This is a genomic window from Saccharopolyspora hattusasensis (assembly GCF_050972075.1).
GTDB lineage: Bacteria > Actinomycetota > Actinomycetes > Mycobacteriales > Pseudonocardiaceae > Saccharopolyspora > Saccharopolyspora hattusasensis.
In genome coordinates, this window is sequence record NZ_JBPCDC010000001.1 from 617,557 (window position 1) to 632,176 (window position 14,620).

Annotated in this window: 10 protein-coding genes; 5 read left to right on the plus strand and 5 right to left on the minus strand. The window is 65.8% G+C overall.

Translation table 11 applies throughout. From position 1 onward, the window contains the following. The first annotated feature begins 66 nt into the window (after positions 1 to 66). Entirely contained in the window at positions 67 to 2,379 is a 2,313-nt protein-coding gene (locus ACRXBZ_RS02930; protein ID WP_433883788.1) for a LuxR C-terminal-related transcriptional regulator, read from the plus strand. Positions 2,380 to 2,459: 80 nt separating this feature from the next. Here the strand turns inward: ACRXBZ_RS02930 and ACRXBZ_RS02935 are convergent, their stop codons facing one another. The 4 genes from ACRXBZ_RS02935 to ACRXBZ_RS02950 form a co-directional block, all read right to left on the minus strand. Further along, complete coding sequence (locus tag ACRXBZ_RS02935) at positions 2,460 to 3,176, minus strand: GntR family transcriptional regulator (protein ID WP_433877652.1); 717 nt, start codon at positions 3,174 to 3,176, stop codon at positions 2,460 to 2,462. Between the two features lie 104 nt (positions 3,177 to 3,280). Further along, complete coding sequence (locus tag ACRXBZ_RS02940; RefSeq protein WP_433877653.1) at positions 3,281 to 4,975, minus strand: dihydroxy-acid dehydratase; 1,695 nt, start codon at positions 4,973 to 4,975, stop codon at positions 3,281 to 3,283. A 40-nt stretch (positions 4,976 to 5,015) separates the two neighbouring features. Further along, positions 5,016 to 5,879 (minus strand): cyclase family protein, encoded by an 864-nt coding sequence (locus ACRXBZ_RS02945; protein WP_433877654.1) that lies wholly within the window; start codon positions 5,877 to 5,879, stop codon positions 5,016 to 5,018. 126 nt (positions 5,880 to 6,005) lie between these two features. Then, on the minus strand, positions 6,006 to 6,929 hold the full coding sequence (locus tag ACRXBZ_RS02950) for a carbon-nitrogen hydrolase family protein (protein WP_433877655.1): 924 nt from the start codon (positions 6,927 to 6,929) through the stop codon (positions 6,006 to 6,008). Positions 6,930 to 7,060: 131 nt separating this feature from the next. Here ACRXBZ_RS02950 and ACRXBZ_RS02955 point away from each other — a divergent pair, with 131 nt between their 5' ends. The 4 genes from ACRXBZ_RS02955 (at position 7,061) to ACRXBZ_RS02970 (ending at position 12,628) form a co-directional block, all read left to right on the plus strand. After that, on the plus strand, positions 7,061 to 7,816 hold the full coding sequence (locus ACRXBZ_RS02955; protein ID WP_433877656.1) for an SDR family NAD(P)-dependent oxidoreductase: 756 nt from the start codon (positions 7,061 to 7,063) through the stop codon (positions 7,814 to 7,816). Positions 7,817 to 7,847: 31 nt separating this feature from the next. Beyond that, the gene (locus ACRXBZ_RS02960) at positions 7,848 to 8,870 is read left to right on the plus strand and encodes an ABC transporter permease (RefSeq protein ID WP_433877657.1); all 1,023 of its coding nucleotides are present in this window, start codon (positions 7,848 to 7,850) and stop codon (positions 8,868 to 8,870) included. Between the two features lie 49 nt (positions 8,871 to 8,919). Next, a complete protein-coding gene (locus ACRXBZ_RS02965; RefSeq protein WP_433877659.1) occupies positions 8,920 to 10,074 on the plus strand; it encodes a substrate-binding domain-containing protein in 1,155 nt (384 codons plus the stop codon). A gap of 61 nt (positions 10,075 to 10,135) precedes the next feature. Further along, on the plus strand, positions 10,136 to 12,628 hold the full coding sequence (locus ACRXBZ_RS02970) for an ATP-binding cassette domain-containing protein (protein ID WP_433877660.1): 2,493 nt from the start codon (positions 10,136 to 10,138) through the stop codon (positions 12,626 to 12,628). Positions 12,629 to 12,752: 124 nt separating this feature from the next. Here ACRXBZ_RS02970 and ACRXBZ_RS02975 read toward each other — a convergent pair whose 3' ends face one another. Then, entirely contained in the window at positions 12,753 to 14,531 is a 1,779-nt protein-coding gene (locus ACRXBZ_RS02975) for a reverse transcriptase/maturase family protein (protein WP_433877661.1), read from the minus strand. Between the last annotated feature and the right edge of the window lie 89 nt (positions 14,532 to 14,620).

Here is a 14,620-nt window from a genome sequence, read left to right on the forward strand (position 1 = left end):
GCTTCCATGGCGCAGGTACCATTTAGACACTGTTGCGTCAAGCGAAACCAGCGTGGATGGGCATCCATGGCACTCGTCTCTGCAGAGGGCCTGCAACCAGTCGCAGTGACCTCTTTCGTCGGGCGACGCGCGGAGCTGAGCGAGATCAGGCGCGGGTTGTCGGCTTCCCGGATGTTGACCCTCACCGGTGTGGGCGGGGTGGGCAAGACACGGCTGGCCATGCGCGCCGCATGGGAATTGCGGCGTTCGTTTCCCGACGGCGTCTACTGGACGGAGCTTGCGAGCCTGGACGACGGACGCCTGCTGCCTCAGACCGTCGCTACGGCGATGGCGATTCGGGACTCGTTCACGGCATGGACCGCGGACACGCTGGCGGACCGGTTGCGGGAGCGCCGAGTGCTGCTGGTGCTGGACAACTTCGAACACCTGTTGGATTCGTGTGCCGAACTCGTGGCGACGCTGCTGACCCGGTGCCCTGGACTGCGGATTCTCGGCACCAGCCGCGAACCGTTGCGCATCCAGGGAGAGCGCGTGCTGCCCGTACAGGCTCTCGATGTGCCCCCCGGCGACACCCGGCGTCCGGTCCAGGAACTGCGTCGATTCGAGGCCATCCGGCTCTTCGAGGACCGCGCGGCGGCAGCAGTACCGCACTTCGAAGTTGATGACCGCAACGGGCCAGCAGTGGCAGGACTGTGTCGGCGGCTGGATGGGATCCCGCTGGCCGTCGAACTTGCCGCGGCGAGTCTGCGGGTGCTCTCGCCTGACGAGCTCCTGCGGCGTCTCGACGACCGGTTCCGTGTGTTGATCTCGGGCAATCGGGCCGCGCTGCCGCGGCACCAGACCCTGCGAGCGTCAATCGATTGGAGTTTTGGTCTTTGCACCGAGCACGAACGAGCTCTCTGGGCTCGGATGTCGATCTTTCCGGGGAGTTGTGACGTGGCTGCGGTGGAAGCCGTGTGCGCGGATGCCGCATTGCCGCACGGCGAGATACTGACAGCACTGACCGGGTTGGTGGACAAGTCCGTCGTCATCCGCGATGCGCGGGAAACCGGTGTTTGTTATCGGTTGCTGGAAACGATCCGGCAATATGGCCGCGAGGTGCTGCACACGACCGGGCAAGAGCAGGAGCTTCGGAAGCGGCATCGGGATTGGTACGTGAAAATCGCGGAGGAAACGCGGCGCCAGTGGTTCGGTCCCGCCCAACTGGAATTGGTCCAGCAGGCACGTCTGAATGACGCCAACGTCCGCGCTGCGCTTGACTTCTGCCTCACCGTATCCGATGAATCCCACCAAGGACTGCGCCTGGCCGACGCCTACCGCGACTTGTGGCGGGTCGGTGGACTCACCAGTGAGGGGCGAAGCTGGTTCGCCCGCCTGCTGGACAACGATGTCGAACCCAGCGTGCCGAGGATCCGCGCGCTCGCCAGCGCCAGCTACCTCGCGCTGATGCAAAACGACCTGGCCACGGCGAAGGGCAGTCTTGAAGAAAGCCGGAAGCTGGCCGCGGACTTTGGCCAGGAGCAGTCCGCAACTCTGTACCAGGTGTGCGAAGCAGTCGCGGCCATGCAGGAAAACGACTTTTCCAAGGCTATTGTGCTGCTTGAGGAATTCGTGGCGCGGCACCAGGACACCGAAGAGCTCGACTGGCTCGCCTCTGCTCTGCTGAACCTCGGCATCTGTCACTCGGTCCTCAGCGACGGCGAACGCGCAATGGCCAACTGGAACAAGATGCTGGATCTGTGCGTGCACCACGGCGAGACTTGGCGCCGGACCTGGGCCCTGTGGGGCCTCGGATTCGCGGCATGGCGCGAAGGTGATTGGGACCGGGCAGAAGCTTTTGAGCTCCAGTGCATGGATGCGCAACGCGTCTTCGACGACACGACCTGCGCGGCCAACTGCCTTGAGACGATGAGCTGGATCGCGGCGAGTACGCAGCGGAGTGAGCAAGCCGCCCAGCTGGCCGGAGCCGCCCACACCCTCCGCCGGGACCGCAGCGGCCCACTTTCACAATTCCCTTTCCTCACCGAGTACCAGGACCGCACGCAAGCGCAGGCGCGGCAATCCCTCGGCGAGGAGAGATACGCCCGGGCCTTCAAGAAAGGTACCCACCTGACGTTCGATCAGGTAGCGACCCAACTACTCGGAGAACCCGCCGCACGAACGAAATCCGACCGAGCGGAAACGGCTGAACACCTACTGACGAAACGCGAACAGGAAGTCGCCAACCTCGTGGCGCAGGGAATGAGCAACAAGCAGATCGCGGAAACGCTCGTCATCTCGCAGCGCACCGCCGAAACCCACGTCGAACACATCCTCACCAAGCTCGGCTTCACCTCGCGCAGCCAGATCGCCGCGCTGGTGGCACAAGGCAAAAAATAAGGAGCGGTTAGCACCCAGCCGCAGTTTTTGATCTTGGCTGGCGAGGGGCCGGAGGACTGGTGCGGCCAACCACCGCTGAATCAAGGTTGAGGAAGCAATTTCAACCGCGCGACCGGGGGCTGATAGTCCTCGCCGGCCTCGGTTGAGTCGAGTGACTGTTTCACCAGCACCTCAAGCGTGCCGATGAGATGGTCCTGCACCGCCTCGCCGGCACCGGACGCATCGTTGGCGAGAACGGCGTCGTAAATCTTTTCGTGGGCGGCGAGGATGTCGGCGAGCGTTCGCGTCTTGATCGTGGAAAGGCCCAGTGCGTGCATCTGCGAGCGCGTGTTGGCCACCACTTGGACGACGCGCTCGTTGCCCGCCGCCCGGACAATTGTCTCGTGAAAGACCATATCGTGCTTCTGAAAGAGGCGTTCGTCGCCGGCATCGCTCGCCTTGCGCATTCCGGCGAACGCCTTCTTGAAGACCACGCGATCGCGATCGTTCATTTGCGTCGCCGCGCGATAGGCGGAAGGCGCCTCGAGTAGCAGCCGCAGCGAATAGATCTCCTCGATGTCCTTGACCGACAGTTCGAGGATGCGCACGCCACGGCTGCGTTCGAACCGGACCATGCCGTTGGCCGCGAACTGCAGGAGTGCCTCGCGCACGGGTGTGCGTGACACGCCTAGCTGGCTCGCGATCTCCACGACCGAGTACAGCGAGCCGGGCGCCAATTCCCCGGAAAGGATGGCGGTTCTGATCTGCTCGAAAACCCGCTCGGTCAAGGAGGCGTTGTCGCCCGACAGTGGCTTCACGCGTTCTTACCCTTTCTGTTGACAAGCGAGGAACCAGCTTTGCCCGCGCTATTTCGCCGGCATGTCAAAAGCGCCATCGGTCCCGTACCCCCTTTTCGATCAGCCTACAAGAACGACAGGTCAGCGCCTTGACTGGCCGGTAGGACCGTCTCGGCATAGAGCCGCCGCCAGCCACGAGCCGGCAGCGGCGCTGGCGTGAACTCGCGCAGGCGCCGTGCCAGCTCGTCCTCGTCCACAAGAAGGTCGAGCCGCCGTGCCGGGACGTCCAGCCGGATGAGGTCGCCGTTGCGCACCGCGGCGAGCGGCCCGCCCGCCGCGGCCTCGGGATCGCAGTGCAGCACCACGGTTCCGTAGGAGGTGCCGCTCATCCTCCCGTCGGAAACCCTGACCATGTCGCGAACTCCCTGGCGCGCCAGTTTCGCCGGAATCGGCAGCGCCCCGGCCTCGGGCATGCCGGCGGCGATCGGGCCGGCCAGGCGTAGCACGAGTACGTGATCCGGGGTGATGTCAAGGTCGGGGTCGTCGAGCACCGCGGCGATGTCCTGCCCGGCATCGAGGACGAAGGCCGGGCCGGTGTGCTGCAGCAGTTCCGGGCTCGCGGCCGACGTCTTGATCACCGCGCCGTCCGGGCAGAGCGAACCGGTCAGCACCGCGAGCGCACCGGGCGGACCGAGCGGATCGTCGAGCGGCCGGATGACGTGTTGCGTGTCGTCGTGGGGCCGGACGTCGCTAAGCAGTTCGGCCAGGGAACGTCCGGTGACGCCGACCGTCGACGTTTCCAGGTGCGGTTCGAGCTCGTTGAGTAGTACCGGGACCCCACCGGACTGATGGAAGTCCGGCAGGTAGTTGGCGCCGGACGGTTTGCAGTCCACGAGAAGCGGAACCTTCGCGCCGATAATGTCGAAGTCGGCGAGCGACAGCTCGACACCCGCTCGCCGAGCCACGGCGATCAGGTGGACTAGCGCGTTGGTGGAACCGCCGAGGGCGGCCAGGACCTTGATGGCGTTCTCGAACGCGGCGCTGGTGAGGACATCCCGGGGCTTCGGCGTGCCCAGGCGGGCCAGTTCAACGGCGCGCCGCCCGGTGGCGACGCCGTGCCGTAGCCGTGCGCCGGTCGACGCGCCAGGGGTGGCTCCGCCCGGGAGCATCATGCCGAGTGTCTCGGTCAGGCAGGCCATCGTCGATGCGGTGCCCATGACCGCACAGGTGCCTGCGGTAGTCACCAGCTCGCTGCGCGCCTCGGTGATCTCCGCGGTGTCCAGCTCGCCAGCGCGGTGGCTCGCCCACAGCCGGCGGCAGTCGGTGCAGGCGCCCAGCCGTTCCCCGCGCCAACTGCCCGTCATCATCGGCCCCACGACTTCCAGCAGCACCGGCTTGTCCGACGACGCCGCGGCCATCAGCTGCGCCGGCACGGTCTTATCGCATCCGCCGAGCAGCACGGCCGCGTCCATCGGCAGCGCCTGGATCATTTCTTCAGTGTCCATCGCCATGAGGTTCCGGAACAGCATGGAGGTCGGCGAGGTGAGGATCTCGCCGAGCGAGATCGTGGGAAACTCCATGGGGAGTCCGCCGGCTTCGAGGACCCCCCGCCGAACCGCCTGCAGGAGGGCCGGCATATCGCGGTGACACGTGTTGTAGTCAGACGAGGTCACCGCGATCCCGATCACGGGCCGGTCGAGATCGACGTCGTCGAATCCGCGGGAGGCGAGAAACGCGCGGCGCAGGAACCGGCTGAACCCCTCGTCGCCGTACGAGGTCCGGCTGTGGTCGACCGCGGACGTGAAATCATTCTCAGACATGGTGGAACTCGCCTCACTTGTGGATAACGGGTCGCGGTCCTCAGCGGGTTAGCGGCATCGCGATTGGTCGCATCGGCGCGCCGGTCGCGCCTCGGATCTTCAGTCCGGCGCCGATGAAGGCGAACTCGTGGATCGACTCCGCGGCGAGCCGTTCGCAGTCGACGAGCTCCATGATCGGCACCCCGGCCTCCCCGAGAAGGTAGGTATGGACCACTTGCCAGTTCTCGGGATCGTCGGCCGGCATCTGCTCGAGCGCGGAGTTATCGCCGCCGATCAGCGCAGCCCCGGCCCTGGCCAGGAACCGTGCGCCCTCCAGGTTCAGGCCCGGACTGTTGTCGATATAGCGCGCCGGATCCGGCCATTGGGTCATCCGTCCGGTCCTGACCAGTGCGATGTCCCCGGGCAGGAACGTGGTGCCCTGCCGTTTCAGCGCAGCGCGCAGGTCGTCGGCACCGATCCCGTAATTGGCGGGGAGCACATCCAGCCCGTGCAGTCCGGCCACGTCGAAGAGCACGCCGCGGCCGATAAGGGGCGGGATCTTGTCAGCGCCGCACTTGGTCCAATGCCGCGAGCTCAGATGCTGCGCCGCGGAGAACCCGTTCCATATTTCGCCGTGGTAGCCGAAATGATTGAGCGTGTCGATATGCGTTCCGGTATGGGTGTACATCGACACCGCGTCGCCGGAATAGGACACCAGCCGGTTTTGCACATCCCCGGCCCCGGTCAGGTCGTCGAGGATCGTGCCCTTGGGCGTGTGGGTCATCCACTGCTGGAAGGCCGGGTCGCCGGCCTTGACCCACGACGGCATGCCCACGAACATGTCGACGGACAAGTCGATCGCGGCACCGCCATCCGCCCGCCGGATCACCTCACGCGCCGATTCCGGCGACAGCAGGTTGAGCATGCCGATCTCGTCATCGGCGCCGAACGGGCTCTTGGTCACCTTCCGGAACTCGGCGGCGTACGCCGCGATCTTGCGGCGCGTCGCCTCGCTGATCAGCTCAGGTCCACACACGACCAATCTCCTTTCCTACCGTGCCTCGCTGGTCGACGACTCGACTGGACGCGTGATCTCCGTGTACTGATCGGGTTTGCGCTCCGCGAAGATCCCGAGCTCATATTCGCCGGGAATCATCACGAGCTTCTTCCGGCGCGCCTGGGCGAGGTCTACCTCGGTGCCGAAGACTCCGTGATCATTTCCGGCGTTGATCAACACCTCTCCGGCGGGCGAAACCACCTGGCTCTGGCCTAGGAAAGCCGTGCCGTTCTCGTCGCCGGCTCGGTCGGCGACCGCGAGGTAGACGAGATTCTCCAGAGCGCGGACCCGGGTGACGTGGTCGGCGAGAAACACGGCGTCCTGCGGCCAGGCGGTCGGCATCGCGATGACGTCCGCTCCCTGCAGGGCGAGCACCCGCGCCGATTCGGGAAAGCGGAGGTCGAAGCAGATCATCACGCCGATGCGCCCGATCGGGGTCGTCACGACGCGCGGGGCCTCACCGCGACCGGGCTCGACGAAGCGATCGGCGCCGAGGTAGGGCAGGTGCTGCTTGCGGTAGGTCCCGAGCACGCCGTCGGGTCCAAGCGTCACCGCACAGTTGTAGAGCGCGTCGCCGTCGGTTTCGAGAAACCCGACCACCGCGACGGTCGACGCGCGGCGGCATGCCCGCACGAGGTGCTCGATCCGCTGGTCGCCCAGGCCGATGGCCACCTGTTCGGCCTCAGCGCGCGAGGCGAACATGTAACCGCTGAGCGTGCATTCCGGAAACACGACGAGATCGTTGCCCGCCGCCCCCGCCAGTTCGATCGCGTCGATCGTGGCACCGAGGTTGACGTCGAGCTTCGGTCCCGCCGAAGGTAGTTGGGCAACCGCGATCCGTACCGCTTCATCCGTCCGGCTCAACTCCAGAACACCGCCCTTCTTACTCCGCTCCGGGCCGATATTGGCATGCCGCATGCCGCATATCAACTCCTTGACATGCTGCATGCAGCATGTCACTCTCATCGCCATCCTGGAAGTCATTGACGCAGGTCAGGGATCTGCCGGCTGGACAATTTCGCCGAACGACGGGATCGAGGGACATACCCATGAGTAACGCCGCCGTGGTCACCGGCGCCGGCAGCGGGATCGGGGCCGCCGTGGCGCGCTCCATCGCCTCCACCGGTAAACCCGTCTTGCTGGTGGATCGGAACGCGGAGGGCATCGAACGACTGGCGGCCGAGCTGCGATCCGAAGGGCGGCAGGCGCGCGCCGAACTTGCCGACGTCACCGACGAGGCCGCGGTAGAGGGCGCTGTCGACGCGGCGCTCAGCGAGTGGGGAAGGATCGACGGCCTGGTCAACTGCGCCGCCACGATGGTCTCGCGCCCTCTCACCGAGACCACGCTCGCGGACTGGACGTGGGTGCTCAGCGTGAACGCGACGGGAACCTTTCTCACCTGCAAACATGTCGTCCGGACGCTGGTCAGGCAGGGATCGGGCGGCTCCATCGTCAACCTTTCGTCGATCTCGGGGAGAGTGGGGCTGCACAACCAGCCCGCATACTGCGCGTCCAAGGGCGCGGTGCTCCAGTTGAGCCGTCAGATTGCTGCCGACTACGCGCGCCAGAAAGTCCGCTGCAACGTGGTGAGCCCGGGCTCGGTGCGGACCGACCAGCTGCGCACCTACCTTGCCGCGCAACGAGATCCGGCGGCAGCCGAACGTGAGCTCGTCGAATCCCATCCGCTACGGCGGATCGCGGACGTCGCCGAGATCGCCTCGGTCATCGTGTTCCTGCTGAGTCCCCAGGCGAGCTTCATCACCGGCGCCGATGTGCCCGTCGACGGCGGATACACCGCTGTGTGACCGCCTTCCGGCCCAACAGAAAGGATTAGCGATGTCCCTCGGCCTACACGAATCCGTGCAACGGGCCGCGCAGGCCCGGCGGCCACGACCGAGGCTGCCCCGTGGTCCGTTCGTGCCGGTGTGGGCGATGACCGCGGTGCTGTTCGCGATCAGCCCACTGATCGCGCCTGGCAGCCTTTCCGGGGCCGCGTTGAGCTCGATGCTTCCCTTCGCCTCGATCCTGGTCCTCGCCGCGCTCGGGCAAGCCTTCGTGATCACTCAGCGCGGCATCGACCTCTCCGTGCCGGGTGCGATGGCGCTGGCGGCCCTGTTCGCCACCAAGGTGCCCGAGCTGACCGGACTTCCGCTGGCCGTCTCGGCGGTACTCGGACTGCTCGCCGGGGCGGCCGGCGGACTGGTCATCGGCGTGCTGGTGGTGCGGTTCGGGATCGCCGCGTTCGTGGCGACCCTGGCCATGAACACGATCCTCATCGGTGTCGTGCTAGAGATATCGAAGGGATTTCCGGCCTCCGCGAACCCGGCCGTCAGCGCGTTCGCGACCGGTTCCGTGTGGACGGTGCCCAACCTGCTGATCGTCGCGGTGATCCTGGTCGCCATCACCCAGTGGCTCCGGCGGCGCTCGGTGCCCGGGCGGCGCTTCCTGAGCGTGGGCGCCAACCCGGCCGCCGCACGGTTGCTCGGCATCCGAGCCGAGGGATACCAGGTCTCCGCCTATGCCATAGGCGGGCTCTTGTATGCGTTGGCGGGACTTCTGCTGGCGGCGTACCTGCGTACGCCCGACATCCTGCTCGGCAACACCTACCAGCTGTCGTCCATTGCCGCGGTCGTCCTCGGGGGAAGCCTGCTGACCGGCGGCATGAGCAGCGCGGTCGCCACCGGCGTGGCGGCACTGTTCCTGACCCAGCTCAACCAGGTCGTGCTCGCCGCCGGTGCCGCGACCTCGATTCAACTGCTCGTGCAAGCGGCCGTTCTCGCCCTGGCCGTTGTCTTGCGCCGCGTGCCGCTGAGCGCGATCCCCCGTCGGTTGAGCGGGAACCGGGCCACGTCTCGGTAGTCGGCAGGCATTTCCCACCACATCCAGTAACCCTCACAATGGAGTGACAATGGTCAACAAGCGACGCCCTGTGCTGGCAGGCGGGTCGATCGTCGTCGCGGCACTCATCGCCGTCACCGGATGCGCGAGCCCGAAGGGCGGTTCCACCTCGAACGTCAACGAGGTGTACAGCGACAAAGGCAAGATCGGTGAAGTCTCCCAACTAAAATCGATCAACGAGTTCTGCGGCACCAAACCGCTGAAGGTCGCGCTGGCCGACGGTACCGGGGACAACGCCTGGCGCAAGACGGCACGGGCCGAGTTCGAGGATGAGGCGAGCAAGTGCCCGAACCTCACCGTCATGCCGTATTCCGACGCCCAGAACAATCCGCAAAAGGCGATCAGCGACATCAAGGCGCTCGTCGCGCAGGGCGCCGACGCCATCGTCGTGTTCCCCGACGCGGGCCAAGCGCTCCTCCCAACGCTGCGGGAGGCGTTCCAGAACGGCGTAGCGATCGTGCCGTGGACCGCCAACCCGGGTGGCACCGCCGGTACTGACTACACCACGTTCGTCGGCCACAACACGGTCAACGACGGGCACACCTGGGCCCGCTGGACCTGCGAGCACCTGGGGGATGCCGGTGGCAACGTCCTGTTCCTGGGCGGCACGCCGGGCAACACCCAGAGCACCACGGAGATCAAGGGCATCGAGGATGAGTTCACGAGCAACCCGGCCTGCAAGAACGCCAAGTTGCTGAACGAACCGGGCAAACCGATCGACACGAACTGGAACCCGGCCCAGACGCAGCGGGTCGTCGCGGGCCTGCTGACCAAGTACGACAAGATCGACGCGATTATCTCGGACTCGGGCGACGGCTCGGTCGGTGGCGTTCGCGCCTTCGAATCGGCCGGCCGCAAGCTTCCGCTGTGGACGGCGAACGACAACAACGGCCTGGCGTGCGAATGGCAGAAGGCCAGGGCACAGCAGCCCGGCTTCAACCTCGTGACCGTCTCGAGCCGGACCTGGCTCGTCCGCCTCGCGCTGCGCAAAGCCGTCGCCGCGAAGGAGGGCATCAACAACGACGAGCCCGACATCATCAACATCCCGGTCTACGAAGACAGTTTCGACAGCGGCAAGCAGCCGAAGTGCGAGTCGGCGCTGCCGACCAGCGCCATCCTCTCGGCCGAACTCGCGCCCGAGAAGCTCAAGAGCATCTACAACTGATCGATCTGTGCGCTGGTCCGCGGTCGGCGGCCGCGGACCAGCACCGGAAGGGACTCACACGATGGACGAATCGAGCGCCCGCCTGGTGATGCGCGGTGTGACCAAACGTTTTCCCGGTGTACTCGCCCTGGACGGGGTCGACTTCGAGGCCCAGGCGGGTGAAATCCACGCGCTCGTCGGCGGCAATGGCGCGGGCAAGTCGACCCTCATGGCAGTCGCTTCGGGCGCGGTGAAACCGGACAGTGGGCATATCGCGATCGCGGGCCGACCACTGGCCGAGATCTCCCCGGTGGCCGCGCGCGAGCAGGGCCTCGCGATCGCCTTTCAGCACCCGACACTGCTCCCGGACCTCACAGTGACCGAGAACCTCATGCTGTCGGTGCCCGCGGCGAAGCGTCCGCGCTTCGGCGAGGCGACGCGGTGGGCGACGGAGAAGTTGCGGGCGATGGGCATGCCGATCGACGCCACCGTCCCGGTTCGCGCGCTCACCCTCGCCGAGAAACAGGCGGTCGAGATCTGCGGCGCACTCGCGTGCGACCCGAGCGTCGTCATCTTCGACGAGCCGACCGAGCCGTTCATGTCCGCCGAGACCGAGCGGCTGTTCGAGCGGATTCGTGAGCTCGCCGCCCGCGGTGTCGCCGTCGTGTACATCAGCCATCGGCTGCCCGACGTGTTCGCCCTCGCCGACCGCATCACGGTGCTACGCGACGGCCAGATACGCGGCACCTTCAACCGGGCCGAGGTGAGCGAACAGGAGGTCATCACGCGCGTCGCCGGGCGAGAGGTCACCTCGCTGTTCCCCGATCGCGCCGCCGATCCGGGCGAACCGGTCCTGCAGGTGCGGGACCTGACATCCGATCGGCTGGGCGGGGTGAGCGTCGCCCTGGCCCGGCGGGAGATCCTCGGTCTCGCCGGCGTCGAGGGCAACGGGCAGCGCGAATTCATCCGGGCATTGGGCGGTGCCGCGCCGAGCCGGGGGCGAGTGCTGATCGAAGGCCGACCGGTCGACGTGTCGAGCCCTCGCCGGGCGCGCGAGTCGGGTGTCGTGCTCATGCCACAGGAACGTCATGTCGAAGGTGTCGCGACCATTCACTCCGTCCGCGAGAACCTGGCCGTCGCGGCGACCGACCGGACATCGCGCGCCGGAATCATCGCTGTCCAACGCGAAGATCAGCTCGTCGCAAGGGAAGTAGCCGACCTCGGCGTCAAGCTCGCGTCCCCGGACGTCGCCGTCGGGACGCTTTCGGGAGGCAACCAGCAGAAGGTGGTGCTGGGTCGTTCGCTGCTGTCCGATCCCAAGGTCCTGCTGTGCGATGAACCCACCCAGGGCATCGACGTCGGCGTCCGCTCGGACATCTACCACCGGCTGCGGGACACGGCGGACAGCGGCGTGCCCGTCGTCGTGCTCAGCTCCGACAACGTGGAACTCGCCGGACTGTGCGACCGCGTCCTGGTCTTCTCGAAGGGCCGGGTGGTCGCCGAACTGGTCGGCGATGCGATCACCGATAACGCGATCACCGAGGCCGCACTGACCGGCTCGCCCGCCGAGCAAGAGGAGCGGCTCGCGTCGCGGGAGAAAGCACCGGGACGCCGCTGGCGAAAGCTGCTGTCCAGCGAGCAAGGACCGAGCACGTTCCTGATCGCCGCCATCATCGCGCTGACCATCGTCGGGACCACCCAGAACGACCGGTTTCTGTCCAGCTTCAACATCGCCAGCATGCTGGAGCTCCTTGGCCCGCTGCTGTTCCTGTCCGCCGGTCAGCTGATCGTGATGCTGACGGGCGGAATCGATCTCTCGGTGGGGCCGCTGAGCGGAGCGCTCGTCGTCGTCGCGTCGTTCTATGTCAGTGACGACTACGCCATGGGCTGGTGGGTCGTGGGGTTCGTGATGATGGTGTTGGTAGCCGGTGGAATCGGCTTGGTGAACGGCACCTTGGTGAAGTTCGCCCGCGTCACGCCCGTGGTGGCCACACTCGTGACCTATATGGCGCTGCAGGGTTTTTCGCTGTTCATGCGCGATGTCCCCGGCGGCTTGATCGCCGAACCGGTAACCTCGCTGCTCAAGGTCAAGATCGGCCCCGTCCCGTGGCCCGTGATCGCCGGGGCAGTAATTCTGGTCGTTCTCGAACTCGCGTCGCGCCGCACCATGGCCGGTTTGTGCCTGCGTGGCACTGGTTCCGCCGACCAGGCCGCGTACAAGCGGGGCATCCCCGTCACTCGCGTCTACGTGCTGGCTTACGTGGCGGGCTCGATGTGCACGCTGTCCGGCGCGTTCTTGCTGGCGGCACAGACCGGCATCGGTGACCCGACGGCCGGCATCTCCTACACTCTCGCCAGCATCACCGCGGTGGTCCTTGGTGGTGCTTCCATTTTCGGCGGCCGCGGAAGCTTCATCGGAGTTCTCTTCGGGGTCCTGCTACTTCAGGTGACACAGAACACCGCCTCGTTCGCCGGTCTCTCCCAGGCTTGGCAGTACTGGCTTCCTGGCCTGATGGCACTGGTCGCGACCGGACTGTTCGCCCAGGTACAACACCGCACCAAGCGTGTCCGTTGACGCCGCACCGTCCAGTGGACAGGGTGGGCCGCGCGGCGAGGTTCCTGCTGAGCAGGTCCTTTTCCGGCGCGGCCTCCCTCCGAACCACGCGGACTAGTTTCCCAGTACGTGGCTCTCCAGCGATCTATGCCGCGTTCGCGGCGGGGTGCCCGTGATGGATGGCCTGGTGGCAGGGATGGCAGACCACGAGGGTCTTGCGGCGCATCCTGGTCATGAGTGCCGCCCAGACGGGCTGATCTGGGCCGGGTTCCCCGAGTTGTGTGAGTTTGCGGACTTGGTGCACGAGCACCTTGGCCGCATCGCCACACAACTCACACCGCCGCTTCAGGAGCCGGGAGACCAGCTCCTTACGGGGATGAGGAACCGGCATGGGGACGCGGTCGTGTAGCTTTGCGTCCCTGTTCCGTGCAAGGGGTATCCCGCCGAACCGTGCGACCAGTGGCTGCTTGCCGTCGCGTTCGACGCGGGCTTCAAAGCAGGTGCGCAGCCCTCGCGGTGTGGAGATCTTGGCCTTGTGACGGGCCGCCATCTTGCTCACCGTGGAGTTGTGCTTTGCCGCCAGCGTCTTGAGCATCGACGTCTCGGCGACCCAGCGGAGCCGGGAGAGCCGCCAGACGTCGATGGCGAGCAGGTAGTACTGGACGATGCCCCGGTATTCGTTCCCGTAGGTCTTGACGATGTCGTAGTCGTCGAGATTCTGCATGGGACTGCGGTGCCACGGTGTGCCGTGTCGCAGGTAGGGGGCGCTCTTGGCCGTGATCACATCGAGTGGCACCCGCAGCGCGATCTGTCCGTTGGCCGTTCGACGACCACCGGTGATGCGGGTGTCGTTATGTTGGGTGATGATCTCATAGCCGAGGTATCGCGCTGCCCGGGTCCGGGCGTGCGTGATCAGTGTCTTGTCGGCGGATAGTTCCAGATTGAGTTCGTCACGCAGGAACGTCTCCAGCTGATCTTTGATTCTCTCGGCTTCGACCTTGGGTCCGGTGAAACCCAACAGGTGATCATCCGCGTAGCGCGAATAGCGCAGCCGCCGATAGCCAGAATCATGGGGATCCCCGGCCGGTAGGCGGCGAAGCTGGCCACGCAGTGTTCGGGCCTTGGCCCGATCGCCGCGTCGTCGCGCTTCCTTCAGACCGTCCTTGATTTTCTGGTAGGCAGGATTGCGAGCCCTGCGCTGCCCTTGGGTGTGTTGCGGGATAAGAACGGTCTCGACAAACTTGTCCAACTTGTCCAGGTAAATATTCGAGAGGATGGGCGAGGCGGTCCCACCCTGTGGCGCACCGCTGAGGGTGGTGTTGTATACCCAGTCCTCCAGGTATCCGGCCCGTAACATGTTGCGTATCAGCCGCAGGAACCGTCCATCATGGATCTTTTCCGCCAGGATCTTGATCATTATTTGGTGATCAAGACTTCCGTAGCAGTCGAAGATGTCTCCCTCGATGAACCAGACCGTGCCGGTCCAGGTGTTGGTGATCTGCCGCAACGCGGTGTGGCAGCCCCGGCCGGGACGGTACCCGTGCGATCGGTCGGAGAACTGTGGCTCGTAGTAGGCCTCCAGAAGCAGGCGCACCACTTCGCCAACAAGTTTGTCCGACCAGGTGGGCAGCCCAAGCGGACGTAGCTTCCCGTTCTTTTTCGGGATGTAGGTCCGCCGTGCGGGAGAGAATCGGTAGCGTTCGTGACGCGTTGCTTCGATGATGGCGTTGATTTTCTCCAGCGACATGCCGTCCGCGGTTTCCTGGCCGACCCCGGGCGTCATCGCACCTTGGTTGGCGTAGATGCGTCCGTAGGCCAGCAGATACAGATCCTTGTTGAACAGTTGTCGATACAACTCGTTGCACGGCAGACCTTTCCTGCCGCGTTCACGGAGGACACCCAGCACCGTTTCAGCACTCTGCATTTCGCATCCTTCCCGGTCTCGATGGTGTCCGATCACCTGTGCCCCTTCGCCCTGCGGACGGCCTTCCCGTCCTCCTTGGCAGGTCGTCA

What these genes read in the sequence shown, in the direction of transcription:
- ACRXBZ_RS02940 (WP_433877653.1), bottom strand. Translation starts at nt 4,975, where the DNA reads ATGTCTGAGAATGATTTCACGTCCGCGGTCGACCACAGCCGGACCTCG.
- ACRXBZ_RS02955 (WP_433877656.1), top strand. Translation starts at nt 7,061, where the DNA reads ATGAGTAACGCCGCCGTGGTCACCGGCGCCGGCAGCGGGATCGGGGCC.
- ACRXBZ_RS02975 (WP_433877661.1), bottom strand. Translation starts at nt 14,531, where the DNA reads ATGCAGAGTGCTGAAACGGTGCTGGGTGTCCTCCGTGAACGCGGCAGG.
- ACRXBZ_RS02970 (WP_433877660.1), top strand. Translation starts at nt 10,136, where the DNA reads ATGGACGAATCGAGCGCCCGCCTGGTGATGCGCGGTGTGACCAAACGT.
- ACRXBZ_RS02965 (WP_433877659.1), top strand. Translation starts at nt 8,920, where the DNA reads ATGGTCAACAAGCGACGCCCTGTGCTGGCAGGCGGGTCGATCGTCGTC.
- ACRXBZ_RS02950 (WP_433877655.1), bottom strand. Translation starts at nt 6,929, where the DNA reads ATGCGGCATGCCAATATCGGCCCGGAGCGGAGTAAGAAGGGCGGTGTT.
- ACRXBZ_RS02945 (WP_433877654.1), bottom strand. Translation starts at nt 5,879, where the DNA reads ATGCTCAACCTGCTGTCGCCGGAATCGGCGCGTGAGGTGATCCGGCGG.
- ACRXBZ_RS02960 (WP_433877657.1), top strand. Translation starts at nt 7,848, where the DNA reads ATGTCCCTCGGCCTACACGAATCCGTGCAACGGGCCGCGCAGGCCCGG.
- ACRXBZ_RS02930 (WP_433883788.1), top strand. Translation starts at nt 67, where the DNA reads ATGGCACTCGTCTCTGCAGAGGGCCTGCAACCAGTCGCAGTGACCTCT.